The 19,095-nt window shown below is 65.2% G+C and carries 17 protein-coding genes, 1 pseudogene and 1 riboswitch; of the genes and pseudogenes, 11 read left to right on the plus strand and 7 right to left on the minus strand.

The annotated features are described in order from the left end of the window. Nucleotides 1-49: 49 nt before the first annotated feature. From ACIP0B_RS10935 to ACIP0B_RS10945, 3 genes and pseudogenes are all read left to right on the plus strand, one after another. Nucleotides 50-490: pseudogene (locus ACIP0B_RS10935) on the plus strand (methionine adenosyltransferase domain-containing protein); the annotation flags it as partial. A gap of 202 nt (nt 491-692) precedes the next feature. Next, nucleotides 693-2,372 (plus strand): NAD-dependent DNA ligase LigB, encoded by a 1,680-nt coding sequence (gene ligB, locus ACIP0B_RS10940; RefSeq protein WP_400831829.1) that lies wholly within the window; start codon nt 693-695, stop codon nt 2,370-2,372. 97 nt (nt 2,373-2,469) lie between these two features. Continuing rightward, the gene (locus ACIP0B_RS10945; protein WP_400831830.1) at nt 2,470-2,856 is read left to right on the plus strand and encodes a DUF1090 domain-containing protein; all 387 of its coding nucleotides are present in this window, start codon (nt 2,470-2,472) and stop codon (nt 2,854-2,856) included. A gap of 61 nt (nt 2,857-2,917) precedes the next feature. Here the strand turns inward: ACIP0B_RS10945 and ACIP0B_RS10950 are convergent, their stop codons facing one another. Further along, complete coding sequence (locus ACIP0B_RS10950) at nt 2,918-3,367, minus strand: c-type cytochrome (RefSeq protein WP_400831832.1); 450 nt, start codon at nt 3,365-3,367, stop codon at nt 2,918-2,920. A 128-nt stretch (nt 3,368-3,495) separates the two neighbouring features. Between ACIP0B_RS10950 and ACIP0B_RS10955 the strand changes: the two genes are divergently transcribed. Then, nucleotides 3,496-4,680, plus strand: coding sequence for a murein transglycosylase A (locus tag ACIP0B_RS10955; RefSeq protein WP_400831834.1), 1,185 nt, complete (start codon nt 3,496-3,498; stop codon nt 4,678-4,680). A 136-nt stretch (nt 4,681-4,816) separates the two neighbouring features. Here ACIP0B_RS10955 and ACIP0B_RS10960 read toward each other — a convergent pair whose 3' ends face one another. Continuing rightward, on the minus strand, nt 4,817-5,200 hold the full coding sequence (locus tag ACIP0B_RS10960; RefSeq protein WP_400831835.1) for an MAPEG family protein: 384 nt from the start codon (nt 5,198-5,200) through the stop codon (nt 4,817-4,819). 40 nt (nt 5,201-5,240) lie between these two features. Next, on the minus strand, nt 5,241-6,074 hold the full coding sequence (locus ACIP0B_RS10965; protein ID WP_400831836.1) for an EamA family transporter: 834 nt from the start codon (nt 6,072-6,074) through the stop codon (nt 5,241-5,243). A gap of 229 nt (nt 6,075-6,303) precedes the next feature. On the opposite strand from ACIP0B_RS10965, the gene ACIP0B_RS10970 reads away from it, so the two are divergent. Beyond that, nucleotides 6,304-7,473, plus strand: a complete 1,170-nt coding sequence (locus ACIP0B_RS10970; RefSeq protein ID WP_400831837.1) for an MFS transporter — start codon at nt 6,304-6,306, stop codon at nt 7,471-7,473. A 202-nt stretch (nt 7,474-7,675) separates the two neighbouring features. Further along, nucleotides 7,676-8,938, plus strand: coding sequence for a cation:proton antiporter (locus ACIP0B_RS10975; RefSeq protein WP_400831839.1), 1,263 nt, complete (start codon nt 7,676-7,678; stop codon nt 8,936-8,938). A 62-nt stretch (nt 8,939-9,000) separates the two neighbouring features. Here the strand turns inward: ACIP0B_RS10975 and ACIP0B_RS10980 are convergent, their stop codons facing one another. After that, entirely contained in the window at nt 9,001-10,284 is a 1,284-nt protein-coding gene (locus ACIP0B_RS10980) for an amidase (RefSeq protein ID WP_400831841.1), read from the minus strand. Further along, the gene (locus ACIP0B_RS10985) at nt 10,271-10,687 is read right to left on the minus strand and encodes a VOC family protein (RefSeq protein WP_085630436.1); all 417 of its coding nucleotides are present in this window, start codon (nt 10,685-10,687) and stop codon (nt 10,271-10,273) included. The genes ACIP0B_RS10980 and ACIP0B_RS10985 overlap by 14 nt, the downstream gene beginning before the upstream one ends. A 112-nt stretch (nt 10,688-10,799) precedes the next feature. Between ACIP0B_RS10985 and ACIP0B_RS10990 the strand changes: the two genes are divergently transcribed. Further along, nucleotides 10,800-11,660 (plus strand): LysR family transcriptional regulator, encoded by an 861-nt coding sequence (locus ACIP0B_RS10990; RefSeq protein ID WP_085580764.1) that lies wholly within the window; start codon nt 10,800-10,802, stop codon nt 11,658-11,660. A gap of 11 nt (nt 11,661-11,671) precedes the next feature. On the opposite strand, the gene ACIP0B_RS10995 is transcribed toward ACIP0B_RS10990, so the two are convergent. Together ACIP0B_RS10995 and ACIP0B_RS11000 are read right to left on the minus strand one after the other, a co-directional pair. After that, a complete protein-coding gene (locus tag ACIP0B_RS10995) occupies nt 11,672-12,553 on the minus strand; it encodes a formate/nitrite transporter family protein (RefSeq protein WP_400831843.1) in 882 nt (293 codons plus the stop codon). 191 nt (nt 12,554-12,744) lie between these two features. Beyond that, a complete protein-coding gene (locus ACIP0B_RS11000; protein ID WP_085580768.1) occupies nt 12,745-13,149 on the minus strand; it encodes an acyl-CoA thioesterase in 405 nt (134 codons plus the stop codon). 198 nt (nt 13,150-13,347) lie between these two features. Beyond that, nucleotides 13,348-13,447, plus strand: a riboswitch (S-adenosyl-L-homocysteine riboswitch). A 23-nt stretch (nt 13,448-13,470) separates the two neighbouring features. Here ACIP0B_RS11000 and ahcY point away from each other — a divergent pair. The 4 genes from ahcY (at nt 13,471) to ACIP0B_RS11020 (ending at nt 18,965) form a co-directional block, all read left to right on the plus strand. Continuing rightward, nucleotides 13,471-14,880 (plus strand): adenosylhomocysteinase, encoded by a 1,410-nt coding sequence (ahcY, locus tag ACIP0B_RS11005; RefSeq protein WP_085580770.1) that lies wholly within the window; start codon nt 13,471-13,473, stop codon nt 14,878-14,880. 189 nt (nt 14,881-15,069) lie between these two features. Then, nucleotides 15,070-15,915 carry a methylenetetrahydrofolate reductase [NAD(P)H] gene (metF, locus tag ACIP0B_RS11010; protein ID WP_400831845.1) on the plus strand — a complete coding sequence of 282 codons (846 nt, stop codon included), beginning with the start codon at nt 15,070-15,072 and terminating at the stop codon, nt 15,913-15,915. 166 nt (nt 15,916-16,081) lie between these two features. Further along, the gene (locus ACIP0B_RS11015) at nt 16,082-16,894 is read left to right on the plus strand and encodes a substrate-binding periplasmic protein (RefSeq protein WP_400831847.1); all 813 of its coding nucleotides are present in this window, start codon (nt 16,082-16,084) and stop codon (nt 16,892-16,894) included. Between the two features lie 223 nt (nt 16,895-17,117). Continuing rightward, nucleotides 17,118-18,965: a DEAD/DEAH box helicase gene (locus ACIP0B_RS11020; RefSeq protein ID WP_400831849.1), complete on the plus strand. Its 1,848-nt coding sequence runs from the start codon at nt 17,118-17,120 to the stop codon at nt 18,963-18,965. Nucleotides 18,966-19,095 lie beyond the last annotated feature (130 nt).

Raw genomic sequence — 19,095 nt, forward strand, 5'->3', positions numbered from 1 at the left:
GCCAGCCTAGCAGACCAGCGTACCGGGGTAGCTGTCCGGTTCATCGCCGGACAGCTACGGCGGCATGGCCCGTCACGGCGGCGGCGCGTTTTCCGGCAAGGATCCGTCCAAGGTTGACCGTTCGGCGGCCTACGCCGGCCGTTACGTGGCCAAGAACATCGTCGCCGCCGGCCTGGCCGAGCGTTGCGAGATCCAGGTGTCCTACGCCATCGGCGTGGCCCAGCCGACTTCGATCTCGCTGAACACCTTCGGCACCGGCAAGATCAGCGACGACAAGATCATCAAGCTGGTGCGTGAAGTGTTCGACCTGCGTCCTTACGCCATCACCACCATGCTGGACCTGCTGCACCCGATGTACCAGGAAACCGCAGCCTACGGTCACTTCGGTCGCACTCCGCAGACCAAGACCGTCGGCGACGACACCTTCAGCACCTTCACCTGGGAAAAGACCGACCGCGCCGACGCCCTGCGTTCCGCCGCCGGCCTGTAACTCCCCGGTTGCAAAAAAAGCCCCGCACGGCTCACGCCCTGCGGGGCTTTTTCATGCCCGCCAGTCCCCTCCCTGCTTCGGGCAGCAACCCGACCAAGAGCCCGCATCTGCCCATCCGGAAACAGCCCGAAAAACACCCGCCCGCCGCCCTCGAATTCCCCGCCTACCCTTCAAGCGTTCCCCTCGAGCAAGGACGCTCACGATGCCCCCTGCACTGCCCCTGCTGCTCCCTCTGCTGTTGACGCTTTTCCAGCCGAACGCCCTCGCCGACGACTGCCCCGACTGGCCGCCGGAACGGGCCCGCACCGAAACCGCCGCCCTGCAAAGGCAGATCGACCGCTGGGACGACGCCTACCACCGCGAAGGCCGCTCGCCGATCGCCGACGGGCTCTACGACCAGTCGCGCTTGCGGCTGGACGAATGGCGCCGGTGCTTCGGCCTTCCGTCACCGGCCAACCCGCTGCGCACGGCCGCAGGTTCCGTCACCCATCCCGTCGCCCACACCGGGCTGGACAAGCGCCACGACGGCAAAGACGTCGAAGCCTGGCTGCGCGACCGCAAAAGCGTCTGGATTCAACCCAAGGTCGACGGCGTGGCCGTCACGCTGACCTACCGCAGCGGGCGGCTGCACCAGGCCATCAGCCGGGGCGACGGGATCCGCGGCCAGGACTGGACAGCATCGGCGCAGAAGATCGCCGCCATTCCCAGGCAACTGACCGACACGGTGGACCTGCTGGTGCAGGGCGAACTCTATTGGCGCCTGAACGACCACGTTCAGGCCCGCGACGGCGGGCGCAATGCGCGCGCCACCGTCGCCGGCCTGATGGGGCGCAAGGATCTGGGCGCCGAGCAGGCCAGCGGCATCGGACTGTTCGTCTGGGATTGGCCGCAGGGGCCTGCGGCGCTGTCCGAACGAATTTCGACACTGGCCGCACTGGGCTTCGCCACGACCGCCCCTTACACCCAGCCCATCGAACGCTTCGCCGACGCGCACGCATGGCGCGACCGCTGGCACCGCATGCCGTTGCCGTTCGCCACGGACGGCGTCGTCCTGCGCCAGAACCATCGCCCGCCGGCCGAACGCTGGCAGGCACGGGCGCCCTACTGGGGCATCGCCTGGAAGTACCCGTTCGCCCAGGCCCTGGCCGAGGTGCGCAGGGTCGATTTCAGGGTCGGGCGCACGGGACGCATCTCACCGGTGCTCGAACTGGCGCCGGTGACCCTGGATGACCGGCAGGTTCGGCGAGTCAGCGTCAGCTCGTTCAAGCGCTGGCAGACGCTGGACATCCGCCCCGGCGATCAGGTCGCGGTCAGCCTGGCCGGCCTGACCATCCCCCGGCTCGACGGCGTCGTCCTGCGCGCGGCCGAACGTGTTGAGCTGGCCGTTCCGCAGGCAACCGATTTCCACGCCCTGAGCTGCTGGCGACCGACGCCCGGCTGCGAAAGCCAGTTCCTCGCCCGCCTGACCTGGCTCGGCGGCAAGCAGGGGCTGGGGTTGCCCCACGTCGGTCGCGGCACCTGGGAGAAACTTCTGGAAACAGGCCGCCTCAACGGCCTGCTGGATTGGTTGACCCTCGACGGGCCAGAGCTTGCTAACATGGCCGGCTTCGGCGAGCGCAGCGGCGCTCGTCTGCTGAACAGTTTCCGCAACGCCCGCCAGCAGCCGTTCGCCACGTGGCTCAAAGCCCTGGGGCTTCCCCCGACCGGGCAGGCACGGCTGGACGGTTCCTGGCAGGAACTGGCGCAACGCGACACCGAACAATGGCAGGCAGAGCCCGGCATCGGCCCCGGCCGCGCGGCGCAACTGAGCGCGTTTTTCCGCGACCCGCAGGTGCTGGCCTTGAGCGAAACCCTGCGAGCCGCCGGTATCGACGGTTTCTGAACACGCCATCCCGGCTGGCCGGGAACCCAATGTCCGCCGGAGCGCTCCAACTGCGCAGCGCCCCACCGAACCGAATGCCTATGCGCATGGAGCCCTTATGAAATCGCTAGCCCTGCTGACCCTCTGCGGATTCCTGGCCGCCCCCCTGATGGCCGCCGAAGAAGCGCCGGCACTCACCGGCTGCGCCGCCAAGAAGCAGAACATCGCCACCCAGATCGAACAGGCCAAGGCCCAAGGCAACACCGACCAGCAGGCCGGCCTTGAGACCGCCCTGCGCGAAGTCACCGATCACTGCACCGATGCCGGCCTGAAGAAGGAACGCGAAAACAAGGTGCTGGAGGCCAAGCACGAAGTGAGCAAACGCCAGGCCGACCTCGACAAGGCCATGAAAAAGGGCGACCCGGAGAAGATCGACAAGCGCAAGAACAAGCTCGCCGAATCCCGCAAGGAACTGCAGCAGGCGCTGGACGAACTGGACAAGTGACTGGGATCCCTGCGGCGAGGGAGCAAGCTCACTTGCCGCACTCTCTCAACCGTCCTGAATATCAGTGATCGCGAAACTCTTTATGGCAGGCACTGCACGCATCTTCGACTTTCTGCACCGCCGGCCCCAGGTTGCCGGCCTTGTAGGGCTGCACTTGGCTGGCGATCACCAGTTCGCCGGTGGCCGCCTCAAGGGTGCGGGCCATCTCCTGGAAGCGCGCCTGCTTCTGCCAGACGTCGTCCTTGGCGCTGGTGTGATCCTCTTCGCGCACCTGCGGGAAGTGTTTCCACGGCTCATGGGACAGCGCATCGAGCTTCACCGCGCCGTCGGCGAATTTCGGCCCGTCGAAGGGAATGCGCCCGCGCAGCATGCCGCCCAGGTCTTCGCCGGTCTTGAGCATCTGCTTGAAGATCGCCTTGCGCTGGCCCAGCGGAGAGTTGGGGTCGACGCCGCCGCAGGCGGACAGGGTCAGACAGGCCAGCAACGCAACAGAGATTCTTTTGAGTGTCATGGTGGCTTCGGTCACGGAAAAATGGCGGCCAGTATCCTCGCGCGACCGCCAAACACCAATAGCCCTATTAAAAATACGGGTTGCCTGAACGCATGGAGCATTCACGCAACCGGCACAGGAACCACTCCATGAACAGCCGCTTCAAGGCCTGGCGTCATCCGCTTTTCGCAACCCTGCCGCTGCTGGCGATCCTCGCCGGCTGCACCGGGGGCGACACGGCCAAGCCGAAGACCCACGCCCTCGCCACTTACTCCAGCGCCACCTGGGAGGCGCTGCCCGCCGTGTCCGACAACGATCTGGTGGCCGGCTTCGGCTCGTGGCGCAGCGCGTGCAACCGGCTCAAGGCCGACCCGGTCTGGGGCGCGACCTGCGCGGCGGCGGCCAATGTCCCGCAGAGCGCCGGCAGCATCCGCGCGTTCCTCAAGCAGAACCTCGATGTCTATGGGCTGCGCGCCGAGAACGACAACCCCAACGGCCTGATCACCGGTTACTACGAACCGGTCTACCCCGGCAGCCTGACCCAGACCGCCACGGCGAACGTTCCGGTGTACGGCGTGCCCGACGACATGATCATCGTGGCGCTGGACAGCATTTACCCCGAGCTCAAGGGCAAGCGCCTGCGCGGGCGTCTGGAGGGCCGGGTGCTCAAGCCTTACGACGACGCCGCGACCATCGGGAGCAAAGGCGTCAATGCGCCGGTGGTGGCGTGGCTGACCGACCCGATGAACCTGCAGTTCCTGCAGATCCAGGGTTCGGGGCGGATCCAGCTCGACAGCGGCCGCCAGCTGCGCATCGCCTACGCCGACCAGAACGGCCACCCGTACCGCCCCATCGGCCGCTGGCTGGTGGAACAGGGCGAGCTGAAAAAGGAAGACGTGACCATGGGCGCCATCAGCCATTGGGCCAAGGCCAACCCGTCGCGCATCCCGGAGCTGCTGGGCAGCAACCCGAGCTATGTGTTCTTCACCCAGAACCCGGACAGCAACGAAGGCCCGCGCGGCTCGCTGAACGTGCCGCTGACCGCCGGCTACAGCGCGGCGGTGGACCGCAAGGTGATTCCGCTGGGCAGCCTGCTGTGGCTGTCCACCACCCGCCCGGACGGCACCGCCCTGGTGCGCCCGGTGGCGGCGCAGGACACCGGGGGCGCCATCGCCGGCGAGGTGCGGGCGGACCTGTTCTGGGGCACCGGCGATGCGGCGGGGCAACTGGCCGGGGACATGAAGCAGCAGGGGCAGATCTGGATGCTCTGGCCCAAGGGCGCAGCGCTGCCGCAAGTGCCGCAGGTGGCCGATACGGTCAAGGGCAAGTCCTGACCGCCGTACCTTGCGGGAGCCCTGCGGCGCCGTCACTGACGCCATCGCCAGCAGGCCGGCTCCCACAGGGCGCGGCCACAGCAGAACACTGTGGGAGCGAGCCTGCTCGCGATGAGGCCATCAGCCTCCCCACGGCTCAGGCTGACACAATGAAGAACGCCGCAATCAACCCCATCCCCACAAACCACACCAGCGACCGCAGCACCGCCCAGTCCGCCAGGTAGCAAATGATGTAGAGCAGGCGGCTGGTGATGAACAGCACCGCCAGCACGTTCACCGTCACCAGTTCGGCGGTGCCCACCAGGTGCGCGACGATCACGGCGGCGACGAAGGCCGGGGTCACCTCGAAGCTGTTCAGCTGCGCCGCATGGGCCCGCCGGGCCAAACCGTTGAGGCTCTCCAGAAAGTCCCGGGGGTCATGGTTGTCACTCATCCTGTAGCCGCCGACGGCCTTGGCCACGGCGGTGCACAGGTACGGCAGGAAAATCGCGATCAATACACACCACAAAGCCACGGTCATAGCGCAGTCCCTTTTTCGTGTCGTTCGAATGGCGGGCGGATCAGAGCTTCATCACCAGCATGCCGATCAGCACCAGCCCACAGGCTAAGAGCCGCGGCCGGCCGAAAGGTTCTTTGAGGTAGCGCATGCCGAACAGCACCACCAGGATCACGCTGATTTCCCGCAGCGCCGCCGCTTCGGCGATCGAGCCCAGCCGCATCGCCCACAGCACCAGAGCGTAGCTGAACAACACGCAGAACCCGACCGCCAGCCCCAGCCGCCACTGCGTGCGCCAGAACTGGCCGAACGCCGGCCGCTTGGCGACCCACGCCAGCAGCGGAAACGGCCAGGCGCTGAGCAGCGTGACCCAGGCCAGGTAATCCAGCGGGTGCGGCCAGCGTCGCAGGGCCTGGCCGTCGATGTAGGTGTAGCAGCCGATGCACAGGCCGATCAGCGCCACCACCGGCAGCATCGACCACGGCAGCCGCGCCCCGCCGCCGCCCTGCCACAGCAGGCAGGCCATGCCGAACGGGATCAGCAGGATGCCGAAGATCTGCTGCGCCGTGAGCGCTTCCCCGGCGAAGGTCAGGGTCAGCGCCAGCACCACCAGCGGCGACAGGCCCCGCATCAGCGGATAGACCAGCCCGAGGTCGCCCACCCGGTAGGCCTGGATCAACAGGTAGCGGTACAGCAGCTCGAATGCCGCCGAGGCGAGGATCCACGGCCAGATGTCCAGCGGCGGCACATCCGCGAAGGGCAACGCCACCGCGACGAACAGCAACGCCACGGTGTCCATGCAGGCCACCACCAGCAGGCGCTCGGCGCTGAACTTGATCAGGGTGTTCCACGCCGCATGCAGCAGGGCCGCCATCAACACCAGAGCCGTCGCCAGCACATTGCTCTCCTTGGGCTTTCGCCGACGCTGAGCAGGGCCGCCGGCAATTAGTCATATTATTGATTCGCGATGTGTCCGCAGCTGTTTATACTGCACGCGACCACGCCGCACTCGGTTGCGCACAGACCTATTCCAACAATGACCGCCTGACCCGTTCTCCGCCCGAGACCGGCCGTCGGCCTGCGCCTGCCTGAACAAAGCGTCAAGACTACCGACAGAGACCTTGCGCATGCCACTCGCCTTGCTAGCACTGGCCGCTGCCGCCTTCGGCATCGGCACCACCGAATTCGTCATCATGGGCCTGCTGCCCGATGTCGCCCGCGACCTCGCCGTGAGCATTCCCGATGCCGGCCTGCTGATCACCGGCTACGCGCTGGGCGTGGTGTTCGGCGCGCCGGTGCTGGCGGTCGGCACCGCCAACATGCCGCGCAAGGCGACGCTGCTGGGCATGACCCTGATGTTCATCCTCGGCAACGTGCTCTGCGCGCTCGCCCCGAACTACGCGACCCTGATGGCCGCCCGGGTGGTCACCGCGCTGTGCCACGGGGCGTTCTTCGGCATCGGTTCGGTGGTCGCCGCCGGCCTGGTGGCGCCGAACAAGCGGGCCCAGGCGATTGCGCTGATGTTCACCGGCCTGACCCTGGCCAACGTGCTCGGCGTCCCGCTGGGCACCGCGCTCGGCCAGTTCGCCGGCTGGCGTTCGACCTTCTGGGCCGTGGCCGCCATCGGCGTGGTCGCCGCCCTCGCCCAGTGGCTGTGGCTGCCCAAGCACATCCCGATGGAGCGCGCCGACCTCGCCAGCGAATTCAAGGTGCTGGGCAAGGCCAACGTGCTGCTGGCGCTGGGCATGAGCGTGCTGGCGTCCACCAGCCTGTTCAGCGTGTACACCTACATCGCGCCGATCCTGCAGGACGTCACCGGCATCAGCCCCCACGGCGTGACGGTGATGCTGCTGTTGTTCGGCGTCGGCCTGACCGGCGGCAGCATGCTCGGCGGGCGCCTGGCCGACAGCCGCCTGCTGCCGTCGCTGGTGGGCGTCGCGCTGGCGGTGGCGGTGATTCTGGCGGCCTTCACCCAGACCAGCCGCTCGGCGGTGCCTGCCGCGGTCACCCTGGTGCTGTGGGGCGTGTTCGCCTTCGCCCTGTGCCCGATCCTGCAACTGCTGATCATCGACCAGGCCCATGAAGCGCCGAACCTCGGCTCGACCCTGAACCAGAGCGCCTTCAACCTCGGCAATGCGTCGGGCGCGTGGATCGGCGGACTGGTGGTGGCCAGCGGCGCGGACCTGGCGGACCTGCCGTGGACCGGCGCCCTGGTGGGCATGCTGACCGTGCTGGCGGCGCTTTTCTTCATTTATCTGCAACGCCGGCGCGTGGCTGCGGTCAATGCCTGCGGCTGAAGCACCGGCTGCCGCAATCCCCGTGGCGAGAGCGCTTGCTCCCGCCCGGCGGCAACCTGAATGCGGGGCTGCTGCGCACCCCGGCGGGAGCAAGCGCCCTCGCCACAGGGGACTCATGTGCCCCTGAGCGGCGCCAGCCCATCCAACCCTTGCGTCCAAGCATCGGACGCGCCTCTTCCATCCCCCATCCAAAGGACCCCGGATGCTTGAACTCGTTGCTGCGTTTATCTGCCTCACCACCCTCCTGACCTTCGTGAACTTCCGCTTCATCGGCCTGCCGCCGACCATCGGCGTGATGGTCACCGCACTGATGTTTTCCCTGTTGCTGCAAGGCCTGAGCCTGCTGGGCTACCCCGGCCTCGAAGAACGCGTGCAGCAGTTGATCGGCCAGATCGACTTCGGCGACCTGCTGATGAACTGGATGCTGTCGTTCCTGCTGTTCGCCGGCGCCCTGCACGTCAACCTCAACGACCTGCGCAGCTACCGCTGGCCCATCGGCCTGCTGGCCACGTTCGGCGTACTGATCGCCACCGCCGTGATCGGCAGCCTCGCCTATTACATCTTTGCCCTGTTCGGCTGGCACGTGAGTTTCCTCTACTGCCTGCTGTTCGGTGCGCTGATCTCCCCCACCGACCCGATTGCGGTGCTCGGCGTGCTGCGTACCGCCAACGCGTCGAAACCGCTCAAGACCACCATCGTCGGCGAGTCGCTGTTCAACGACGGCACCGCGGTGGTGGTGTTCACCGTGCTGCTGGGCATCACGCAACTGGGCGAGACCCCGACCCTCGGCGCCACGGCCCTGCTGTTCGCCCACGAGGCCATCGGCGGCGTGCTGTTCGGCGGCCTGATCGGCTACCTGGTGTACCTGATGATCAAGAGCATCGAGCAACACCAGATCGAAGTGATGCTGACCCTGGCGCTGGTGATCGGCGGCTCGGCCATGGCCACCGAACTGCACGTCTCGGCGCCCATCGCGATGGTGGTGGCGGGCCTGATCATCGGCAACCTGGGGCGCAACCTGGCGATGAACGACATGACCCGCAAGTACCTGGACGGTTTCTGGGAGCTGCTTGACGACATGCTCAACGCCCTGCTGTTCGCGCTGATCGGCCTGGAGCTGTTGCTGCTGCCGTTCAACTGGCTGCACGTGGCGGCGGCGAGCCTGCTGGCGCTGGCGATCCTGCTGTCGCGCCTGCTCACCGTGGCCCCGGCCATCGTCCTGCTGCGGCGCTGGCGCACGGTGCCGCGCGGCACCATCCGGATCCTGACCTGGGGCGGCCTGCGCGGCGGCGTCTCGGTGGCGCTGGCCCTGGCCCTGCCGTTGGGCGCTGAGCGGGATTTGTTGCTGAGCATCACCTACATCGTCGTGCTGTCATCGATTCTGGTGCAGGGCCTGACCATTGGCCGGGTTGTCCGTGTGGTGACGACTCCACAAGACACCGCCATGGCCAATGCTGCGCACTGACACTGGATCGGACTCCGTCGCAGCGCACCCGCGCTGCGACGGCACTCGCAATATCTCCTTCATCAGTCCGCCGCTCTCAGTACCGCATCCACCTGCTCGGCCGCGTGCAAAAGAATGCTGTCGTCTCTGAAACCGCCAATCATTTGCAGGCCTGCCGGCAACGCCCCGGCATTGCGCACGAGCGGGATGTTGATCTGAGGTAAACCGAACGCCATCCAGAACTTACTGAAATCGGAAGGCCCGGTCGCGCCAAGGCCCAACGGGGCGACGATGCCGCAGCTCGCACCGAGCATGGCATCAAACGGTTTGAATAGGGATTCAAGCACAGCAGCCAAAGTCGCCAGGCGCTTCTTCGCCGCAGACTCCTGCTCCCACGTTGTCTGGCGGGCCCGTTCGATCATGGCCAACACTTCATCGCTGAGCAGCTCAGGTCGCGCTTGCAGCTCCTTGGCCAGTGACCGCGCCCCCTCGCAATCGTTGATCAGCAAATGGTCATCGAATACCGTCGCAAACGCCTGCGGCAACTCCACCTCACTCACCTGATGTCCGGCCCGGCGCAGATCTTCAACGGCAGCGTCCAGCGATCTGGCGATGTCCTCATCGACCTGATCCCAGCGCGCTGTACGACAGAAGCCGAACTTGCCTGGACGACGCTCATCAGTACGCTGCGCAATGCCGGGGATCAATACCTCAGCCAACAGTTGCAGGTCACGAACCGAGCGGCCGTACCAACCCACCGTGTCAAAACTCGGCGCCAGTGGTTTTACCCCCTCCAGAGAAACCAGCCCATAGGTCGGTTTGAAAGCATACAGTCCGCAATACGAGGCGGGTTTGATCAACGACCCGGCGGTCTGCGTGCCCAAGGCGATCGGGAAAAACCCGGCCGCCATCCCCGCCGCCGAGCCGGCGCTGGAGCTTCCCGGTGTCCGTTCGAGATCATGCGGATTGCGGGTCGGCCCAGTGTGCATGTAGGCGAATTCGGTGGTGTGGGTCTTGCCCATGATCACCGCGCCGGCCTGACGCAACAGCGCCACAACATGTGCGTCACGTGAAGGACGGTTGTCCGCATAGATCGGGGAGTAAAACCCCGTGGGATAATCGGCGGTGTCGAAGATGTCTTTGATGCCCACGGGCACGCCGGCGAGAGGGCCTTTGAAGTGGCCATTGTTCAACTGGCGAACTTGATCGCGCACCTGACCCGGGTCGAACGCTGCAAAGGCTTTTATGCTGAGCTCCCGCGCTTCGACACAGCCCAGAAAATGCTCGGCGACTGACTCTGCGCTCACGGCCTGCGAACGAACGCTCTCGGAAATATCGCTCGCGTCCATCTGATTAAAATTGCGCATAGATACCCTGCAGATCAGTGAAGCCTTTTATCTCGATCGGGTTTCCGGCGGGATCGAGGAAAAACATGGTTGCCTGCTCACCGGGCTGGCCGGCAAAACGAATGCCGGGCGGCAGAACAAACTGCACCTGGGCCTCGATCAAGCGATCTCTCAAAACGCGCCAGTCCGACATTTCGAGGATCACGCCAAGGTGCGGCATCGGCACGTCGTGATCACCAACCTTACCGGTGTTACTGACTGCAAAAGGCTCGCCCAGATGCAACGACAATTGATGCCCGAAAAAATTGAAATCGACCCAGGAGTCAGTGCTGCGCCCCTCTTCGCACCCCAGTAAATCCCCATAGAACTGGCGCGTAACCTGCAAATCACGGACATGCATAGCAAGATGGAAAATCGACTGCATAAAGAACTCCTGACGATCGCCGGACGAGAGAGACATCTCAACGGTTGAAGACTGTGCGGTTTTCATCAAAACAGATAGCCTGTAATTCTTTCCGTCATCGAAAGCATTTCTTATGGACTCGCGCTATCTGAGAAGTCTGATCACCGTCGTCGAGTGTGGCTCGATTGCCAATGCCGCGCGTGTCGAAGGGTTGACGGCCGCAGCGATCAGCCAGCGCATTCTCGCGCTCGAACGGCAACTCGGCTTTGAGCTGTTGTCCCGCGTCGGCCACGCCGCCAAGCCGAGCCAGGCCTGCCTCGATTTACTGCCCCGGGCCAGGCGCATCGTTCGTGAAGTGGCGCTACTGGCGGGAGATGCCGACGTCGCAGGGCTGACGGGACAGTTGCGCATCGGCGCAATCTCCACGGTTCTGACCGGGCTGTTGCCGGGAGCACTGCGAGCACTGACCGAGCTGGCGCCGGGGCTGACGCCAGTGATCGTGCCGGGAACATCGCGGTCGCTGTATCAAGCCCTGCTCTCGGCGGAGGTGGATGCGGCGATCCTCGTGGTTCCGCCGTTCGAGTTGCCCAAAGCGCTGCAAGTGGTGTCCCTGCGCAAAGAACCGCTGGTGTTTCTGTCAAAGGAGAAGTCCACGCAAAGCATCCCCGCACAACTGATGAGCCAGCCCTACATCCGCTATGACCCTGACGCGTGGGGCGGACGGCATGCCGAGCAATATCTGGCAGATCAGGGACTGACGCCGACGCCGCTGGTCGATCTTGATGCGCTGGAGACCATTGCCATGCTCGTGACAGGCGGGATGGGCGTGAGCCTCGTGCCCCTTTGGTCCGGCTTTGAACAATGGGGTCACCAATGTGCGGTGAGCCCGATTGGTTCTGACCGATACGACCGAGAGATTGTGCTGATCAGCCCTGCCCAGACCGATCGGCCGAACATGATCAGCGCCTTGTGCAAGACGCTTTCAAGTGCCTAGCCTGAGCGCACTCAATCCTTCTTCGACTCGCCCCGGTCTTCTTCTGGGGCGTCGGGTGTCGGTGCGCCGCTCTCGCTGCGGATCTGCGCATGGCTGAGCAAGGCGAAGATGCAGCTGCCGCCGACGATATTGCCCAGCAGCGTCGGCCCGGCGAACACCGCCCAGAAATCGCTCCACGGCAGTTCGCCGGCGAACGCCAGGTACGACACCTCCGCCGATCCCACCACGATGTGGGTGAAGTCGCCCAAGGCCATGAGGTAGGTGATGAGGATGATGATCCACATCTTCGCGCTCTCCATGGACGGGATCATCCAGACCATGGTGGCGATCATCCAGCCGGAGACGATGCCCTTGGCGAACATCTGGCTGGCGTGGTTCTCCATGACCTTGCGCCCGATCTCGAGGAAGGCCTCGTCGGTCTTGCCGTCGAAGATCGGCAGTTCGAGCATCACGTAGGCCACCAGCAAGGTGCCGCACAGGTTGCCGGCCAGCACCACCGTCCACAGCCGGATCAGGCGGCCGACGTTGCCCAGGGTCGGCCGGGTCATCACCGGCAGCACGGCGGTCAGGGTGTTTTCGGTGAACAGTTGCTGGCGGGCGAGGATCACCGCGAGGAAGCCTGCGCAGTAGCCGAAACTGGCGATCACCTTGAATTCGTCGCCTTCGGGCAGGCGCGAATTGAGCAGGCCCATCCCCATCAGCGACAGGCCCATGGTCAGGCCCGCCGCCAGCGCCGACCACCACAGCGCGGCGATGCTGCGCTCCAGTTCCTGGTCGCCCTGGGTGCGGATGATTTCGTGCAGCACGGCCGCGCGGGGCGGCTGGCTCTTCTCGACTTCGTGCCGTTCCCTGGGCGAAAGGTCTGGGGTCTTGCCGTCTGTCGGAGTGGTCATGGCAGGCAATCCGGTGGCGGGGTTGTTTAGCTACGACCCGCGCCGTTTGCGGCTGTTCACTCCACAGAGAAGTCTTCGTCGGCTGTCTGACCGCCATCGCCAGCAGGCTGGCTCCCCCCCAGACCGCGCCCGTTCCGGCAACCCGGCCAACTGTGGGAGCCAGCCTGCTGGCGATGGGAGCGCCGCCGGCTTTACTGGACCGGCACGTCATCCTTGAACTGGTCTTTGACGTACTTGATCTCGGTGCGCCCGTGGGGCGCCGGCAGGCCGTCTTCGCCGAGGTTGACGAAGACCATCTTCTCGACGGTCAGGATGCTCTTGCGGGTGATCTTGTTGCGCACTTCGCAGGTCAGGGTGATCGAGGTGCGGCCGAACTCGGTGGCGGTGATGCCCAGTTCGATGATGTCGCCCTGGCGCGAGGCGCTGACGAAGTTGATCTCGGAGATGTACTTGGTCACCACGCGCTGGTTGCCCAGCTGGACGATGGCGTAGATCGCCGCCTCCTCGTCGATCCAGCGCAGCAGGCTGCCGCCGAACAGGGTGCCGTTGGGGTTGAGGTCTTCGGGTTTTACCCACTTGCGGGTATGGAAATTCATGCATCCTCCTGAAGGTCTTGCCGAGTGACGGTCGCCATCATGTCAGACCGAACGGTCACGCTCCATGAGCCATCCGCTATGGCCATCATTGGCAATCTTCATTTGGCCGACAGAAACCCTTTGGAAGATCAGTCTAGACGGCTATAATCGCCCCCGTTCCAAAACGGTAACCTTCACGCGCTACCGTTTTCCCGCCACCTGTCCGAGGGGCGCTGCAGCAGGTTCCACCTGTCAGGCTCGGATGGGGCGTTGACCGGCCTTGCGCCGGACACCAAACGCACAACGGCGCCCATTCGCATACATTACGAATGGAGGCTCTTCATGAGCGCTGTAATCACGCCTGCAGATTTCACCGACTACAAAGTCGCCGACATGTCCCTGGCTGCCTGGGGCCGTCGCGAAACCATCATCGCCGAATCCGAAATGCCTGCCCTGATGGGTCTGCGCCGCAAGTACGCTTCCGAGCAGCCGCTCAAAGGCGCCAAGATCCTCGGCTGCATCCACATGACCATCCAGACCGCCGTGCTGATCGAGACCCTGGTTGCCCTGGGCGCCGAAGTGCGCTGGTCGTCCTGCAACATCTTCTCCACCCAGGACCAGGCCGCTGCGTCCATCGCCGCCGCCGGCATCCCGGTCTTCGCCTGGAAAGGCGAGACCGAAGAAGAGTACGAGTGGTGCCTGGAGCAGACCATCCTGAAGGATGGCCAGCCATGGGACGCCAACATGATCCTCGACGACGGCGGCGACCTGACCGAACTGCTGCACAAGAAGTACCCTCAGGTGCTGGACCGCGTCCACGGCGTGACCGAAGAGACCACCACCGGCGTTCACCGCCTGCTGGACATGCTGGCCAAGGGCGAGCTGAAGATCCCGGCCATCAACGTCAACGACTCGGTGACCAAGTCCAAGAACGACAACAAGTACGGCTGCCGTCACAGCCTGAACGACGCGATCAAGCGCGGCACCGACCACCTGCTGTCCGGCAAGCAAGCGCTGGTCATCGGCTACGGTGACGTGGGCAAGGGCTCGGCCCAGTCCCTGCGTCAGGAAGGCATGATCGTTAAAGTCTCCGAAGTCGACCCGATCTGCGCCATGCAGGCCTGCATGGACGGCTTCGAACTGGTGTCGCCGTTCATCGACGGCATCAACGACGGTTCCGAAGCGAGCATCGACAAGGCGCTGCTGGGCAAGATCGACCTGATCGTGACCACCACCGGCAACGTCAACGTGTGCGACGCCAACATGCTCAAGGCCCTGAAGAAGCGCGCCGTCGTCTGCAACATCGGCCACTTCGACAACGAGATCGACACCGCTTTCATGCGCAAGAACTGGGCATGGGAAGAAGTGAAGCCGCAGGTGCACAAGATCCACCGCACCGGCCCAGGCGCCTTCGACGCGCAGAACGACGACTACCTGATCCTGCTGGCCGAAGGCCGTCTGGTGAACCTGGGCAACGCCACCGGTCACCCGAGCCGCATCATGGACGGCTCGTTCGCCAACCAGGTGCTGGCGCAGATCTTCCTGTTCGGCCAGAAGTACGCCGACCTGTCGCCGGCCCAGAAAGCCGAGCGCCTGACCGTGGAAGTGCTGCCGAAGAAACTCGACGAAGAAGTGGCCCTGGAAATGGTGCGCGGCTTCGGCGGCGTGGTCACCCAGCTGACCAAGCAGCAGGCTGACTACATCGGCGTGACCGTCGAAGGCCCGTTCAAGCCGCACGCTTACCGCTACTAAGTAACCGGCTGCTTTATTTGCTGGACCGAGTCGTTGTGGCGAGGGAGCTTGCTCCCGCTGGGTTGCGAAGCGGCCCCAAGATTTTGGGAGCGCTACGCGCTCCAGCGGGAGCAAGCTCCCTCGCCACATAAAAGCTCGCTCCAATAGATGAAAGATACCGCAGGCTTACGAGTTTCCAAGGGTATGACCATGTCCCAAGAACGTCGCTACAGCTTCGAGTTCTTCCCGACCAAGACCGATGCTGGGCATGAAAAGCTCCTCGCCACTGCCCGCCAGTTGGCCACCTACAACCCTGACTTCTTTTCCTGCACCTACGGCGCGGGCGGCTCGACCCGCGACCGCACGCTCAACACCGTCCTGCAGCTGGAAAGCGAAGTCAAAGTCCCGGCCGCCCCGCACCTGTCGTGCGTCGGCGACAGCAAGGCCGACCTGCGCGGCCTGCTGAGCCAGTACAAGGCTGCGGGCATCAACCGCATCGTCGCCCTGCGCGGCGACCTGCCGTCCGGCATGGGCATGGCCAGCGGCGAGCTGCGCCACGCCAACGAACTGGTCGAATTCATCCGTGAAGAGACCGGCGACCACTTCCACATCGAAATCGCCGCCTACCCGGAGATGCATCCGCAGGCGCGCAACTTCGAGGACGACATCGCCAACTTCGTGCGCAAGGCCAAGGCCGGCGCCGACAGCGCGATCACCCAGTATTTCTTCAACGCCGACAGCTACTTCTACTTCGTCGACCGCGTGAAGGCCCTGGGCGTGGACATCCCGGTCGTGCCGGGGATCATGCCGATCACCAACTACAGCAAGCTGGCGCGCTTCTCCGATGCCTGCGGCGCGGAGATCCCGCGCTGGATCCGCAAGCAGCTGGAAGCCTACGGCGATGACACCCAAAGCATTCAGGGCTTCGGCGAACAGGTCATCACCCAGATGTGCGAACGCCTGCTGCAGGGCGGCGCGCCGGGGCTGCACTTCTACACCCTCAACCAGGCCGAACCGAGCCTGGCGGTGTGGAACAACCTGAAGCTGCCGCGCTAACGGTCGTCAGCCTCACGTTTCAAGCGGCAAGCAAGACGGAGAGTCGCAGTTCGGGAAAACGCCTACAGAGGTTTTCGCAACTGCGACTTTTTGCTTTCAACGCCCGAAACAGAGCTTCTGCCGCCGCTTTCTGGCTCTTTCCCGATTCTCGTCGTACTCTCCAGTCATGCCATTGATCGCGCAGTTTTTCACCGTGCTGGTTTTCGCTTGCCTGAGCTTCGCCGCCCGGGGCGAGAAATTGCGTATTGTCACCGAGCCCTGGGCGCCTTACGTCTATGAGGACGGCGGCAAGAACCTGGGTCTGGACTACGAAACCACCGCCATCGTGTTCAAACGCCTGGGCATCGAGGTCGAATGGCAGTTCCTGCCCTGGAAACGCTGCCTGTCGATGCTCGAGACCGGCCAGGCCGACGGCGCGCTGGACATCTTCCACAGCGACGAGCGCGACGCCACCCTGCTCTACCCCAGCGAACCGCTGTCGGTGGTCGAGTTCGTGATGTTCTACGCCAACGAGCGGCCGCACCCGTTCCGCACCCTCGACGAGCTCAAGGGCCTGACCGTCGGCACCTCCCCCGGCTACCTGTACAGCCAGGACTTTCGCGAATCGCCCCTGTTCACCCGGGAGCCGGCCCCGACCCACGAGGCCAACTTCGGCAAGCTGGTGCGCGGGCGCATCGACCTGCTGATCACCGACCGCCGGGTCGGCCAGCACCTGCTGGATCAACTGGACATCCGCAGCCAGATCACCGAGAACCCGACGGTCATCAGCCGCCAGAGCCAATACCTGGCCGTGCGGCGCAACGCCGGGATGGATCTGCTGGTGCAGCGCTTCGGCGCCGAGCTCAAGCGTTTCAAGCGCGAACCGGCCTACGCCGAGCTCAGCGCACGCTACGGGGCCGCCCCTGCCGCCGCCGCGCCGCTGGAAAGCGCCAGCACCGCCGGCAAGGCCGTTGAGCAGCAGGAACGCAGCGCACAGTGATTGCTCTGTTATACTCCGGCGTTCCCGCCAGGCTCACGCCCGGACGCCCGGATCCGTAACAGGCCTCCCGACCCGCTACAGCGCAGCTTTTCAGCCCGCGCGAGCGCTCCGGACGAGCCTTCGGATGCGCCGCAGGACCGGACGGGACCGCGTCACCTTAAACGCGGTTCGCGCCAGGCAAGACTCCCATTGGGCCCAGCCCTAACTAAAAACAGGATTACTCATGTCCTTTGCTTCCCTCGGTCTCTCCGAGGCTTTGGTCCGCGCTATCGAAGACGCGGGCTATACCGAGCCTACTCCGGTGCAACAGCGGGCCATTCCCGCCGTGTTGCAAGGTCGCGACCTGATGGTCGCGGCACAGACAGGTACCGGTAAAACCGGCGGTTTCGCCCTCCCGATCCTGGAGCGGCTGTTCCCCAACGGTCACCCGGACAAGTCCCAGCGCCACGGCCCGCGCCAGCCGCGCGTGCTGGTGCTGACCCCGACCCGCGAACTCGCGGCCCAGGTGCACGACAGCTTCAAGATCTACGCCCGTGACCTCAAGTTCGTCAGCGCCTGCATCTTCGGCGGCGTCGGCATGAACCCGCAGGTCCAGGCCATGGCCCGTGGCGTGGACGTGCTGGTGGCGTGCCCCGGCCGTCTGCTCGACCTCGCCGGCCAAGGCAGCATCGACCTGTCCCACGTCGAGATCCTCGTGCTGGACGAAGCCGACCGCATGCTCGACATGGGCTTCGTGCACGATGTGAAGAAAGTCCTCGCCCGCCTGCCGGCCAAGCGCCAGAACCTGCTGTTCTCGGCGACCTTCTCCAAGGACATCACCGACCTCGCCGGCAAGCTGCTGCACAACCCTGAGCGCATCGAAGTCACGCCGCCGAACACCACGGTCGAGCGCATCGAACAACGCGTGTTCCGCCTGCCGGCCAGCCACAAGCGCGCGCTGCTGGCCCACCTGATCACCGCCGGCGCGTGGGAACAGGTGCTGGTGTTCACCCGCACCAAGCACGGCGCCAACCGCCTGGCCGAGTACCTGGACAAGCACGGCCTGCCGGCCGTGGCGATCCACGGCAACAAGAGCCAGAACGCCCGCACCAAGGCCCTGGCCGACTTCAAGGCCAACGAAGTGCGCATCCTGGTGGCCACCGACATCGCCGCCCGCGGCCTGGACATCGACCAACTGCCGCACGTGGTCAACTACGAGCTGCCGAACGTCGACGAAGACTACGTGCACCGCATCGGCCGCACCGGCCGGGCCGGCCGTTCGGGCGAGGCGATCTCGCTGGTCGCGCCGGACGAAGAGAAGCTGCTCAAGAGCATCGAGCGCATGACCAAGCAGAAGATCGCCGACGGCGACCTGATGGGCTTCGATGCCAGCGCCGTGGAAGCCGAGAAGCCGGAGACCCGCGAGCGTCCCGACGGCCGCAACCCGCGCAACGCCCGCAGCCCGCGTGGCGAAGGCCAGAACGGCGGTGGCCGCAAGGACAAAGGCAAGGACAAGGGCAAGGAAAAGGACAAGTCCGCTTCCGGCGAGAAATCCGAACGCGGCGAGCGCCCGGCCCGTCAGCGCAAGCCCCGCGAAGGTTCCCGCGAGCAGCGCGAACAGCGCCAGCCGAGCCAGCCGCCACGGGCAGCCGCTGACCGTGCGCCGGACGAGTTCCTCGACGACGACATCGACAACTTCGGCAACCGCGTCGACTACGTGCCGAAGCAGACCCCGGCAACGGGCCGCGGCCGTCGTCCCGGCGGTTCCGGCCAGGGCCAGGGCTCCGGCGCGCCGCGCAACGGTCAGTCCCAGGGCCGCCAGAACGGCCAGCCACGCAACGGTGGCGGCGGATCGCGCAGCGGTTCGTCGTCCCGTGACGGCCAGGGCCGCCGCGACGAGTCGCGCAACCGCCGTCCGAACCGCGACGACGCCTCCCCCGCCGAACCGGCCGTGCAGAACCCGCGCAGCACCGGGCCGAAGATCATGCACAAGGAGTCCAAGGCCGACCGCTTCCCGACCCCTGAGCAGCTCGATCAACTGCCGAGCCGCCCACGTGGCGAGAAACCGGCGTTGCTGACCCGCAACCGCTGATCCTGCGCCGCTGAAAAAAAATGCCCTGGTTCGCAAGAACCGGGGCATTTTTGCAAAAGCCATGGGCGATCCTGTCCCTTGTGGGAGCCAGCCTGCTGGCGATGGAGCCGGCATGTCCAAGACATTTGCC

This window comes from Pseudomonas sp. NPDC089534 (assembly GCF_044749305.1).
Classification (GTDB): domain Bacteria; phylum Pseudomonadota; class Gammaproteobacteria; order Pseudomonadales; family Pseudomonadaceae; genus Aquipseudomonas; species Aquipseudomonas ekonensis.

Excerpts from the sequence above, each read along its gene's own strand:
- ligB (WP_400831829.1), top strand. The coding sequence starts at position 693 with ATGCCCCCTGCACTGCCCCTGCTGCTCCCTCTGCTGTTGACGCTTTTC.
- ACIP0B_RS10945 (WP_400831830.1), top strand. The coding sequence starts at position 2,470 with ATGAAATCGCTAGCCCTGCTGACCCTCTGCGGATTCCTGGCCGCCCCC.
- ACIP0B_RS10950 (WP_400831832.1), bottom strand. The coding sequence starts at position 3,367 with ATGACACTCAAAAGAATCTCTGTTGCGTTGCTGGCCTGTCTGACCCTG.
- ACIP0B_RS10955 (WP_400831834.1), top strand. The coding sequence starts at position 3,496 with ATGAACAGCCGCTTCAAGGCCTGGCGTCATCCGCTTTTCGCAACCCTG.
- ACIP0B_RS10960 (WP_400831835.1), bottom strand. The coding sequence starts at position 5,200 with ATGACCGTGGCTTTGTGGTGTGTATTGATCGCGATTTTCCTGCCGTAC.
- ACIP0B_RS10970 (WP_400831837.1), top strand. The coding sequence starts at position 6,304 with ATGCCACTCGCCTTGCTAGCACTGGCCGCTGCCGCCTTCGGCATCGGC.
- ACIP0B_RS10975 (WP_400831839.1), top strand. The coding sequence starts at position 7,676 with ATGCTTGAACTCGTTGCTGCGTTTATCTGCCTCACCACCCTCCTGACC.
- ACIP0B_RS10980 (WP_400831841.1), bottom strand. The coding sequence starts at position 10,284 with ATGCGCAATTTTAATCAGATGGACGCGAGCGATATTTCCGAGAGCGTT.
- ACIP0B_RS10985 (WP_085630436.1), bottom strand. The coding sequence starts at position 10,687 with ATGCAGTCGATTTTCCATCTTGCTATGCATGTCCGTGATTTGCAGGTT.
- ACIP0B_RS10990 (WP_085580764.1), top strand. The coding sequence starts at position 10,800 with ATGGACTCGCGCTATCTGAGAAGTCTGATCACCGTCGTCGAGTGTGGC.
- ACIP0B_RS10995 (WP_400831843.1), bottom strand. The coding sequence starts at position 12,553 with ATGACCACTCCGACAGACGGCAAGACCCCAGACCTTTCGCCCAGGGAA.
- ACIP0B_RS11000 (WP_085580768.1), bottom strand. The coding sequence starts at position 13,149 with ATGAATTTCCATACCCGCAAGTGGGTAAAACCCGAAGACCTCAACCCC.
- ahcY (WP_085580770.1), top strand. The coding sequence starts at position 13,471 with ATGAGCGCTGTAATCACGCCTGCAGATTTCACCGACTACAAAGTCGCC.
- metF (WP_400831845.1), top strand. The coding sequence starts at position 15,070 with ATGTCCCAAGAACGTCGCTACAGCTTCGAGTTCTTCCCGACCAAGACC.
- ACIP0B_RS11015 (WP_400831847.1), top strand. The coding sequence starts at position 16,082 with ATGCCATTGATCGCGCAGTTTTTCACCGTGCTGGTTTTCGCTTGCCTG.
- ACIP0B_RS11020 (WP_400831849.1), top strand. The coding sequence starts at position 17,118 with ATGTCCTTTGCTTCCCTCGGTCTCTCCGAGGCTTTGGTCCGCGCTATC.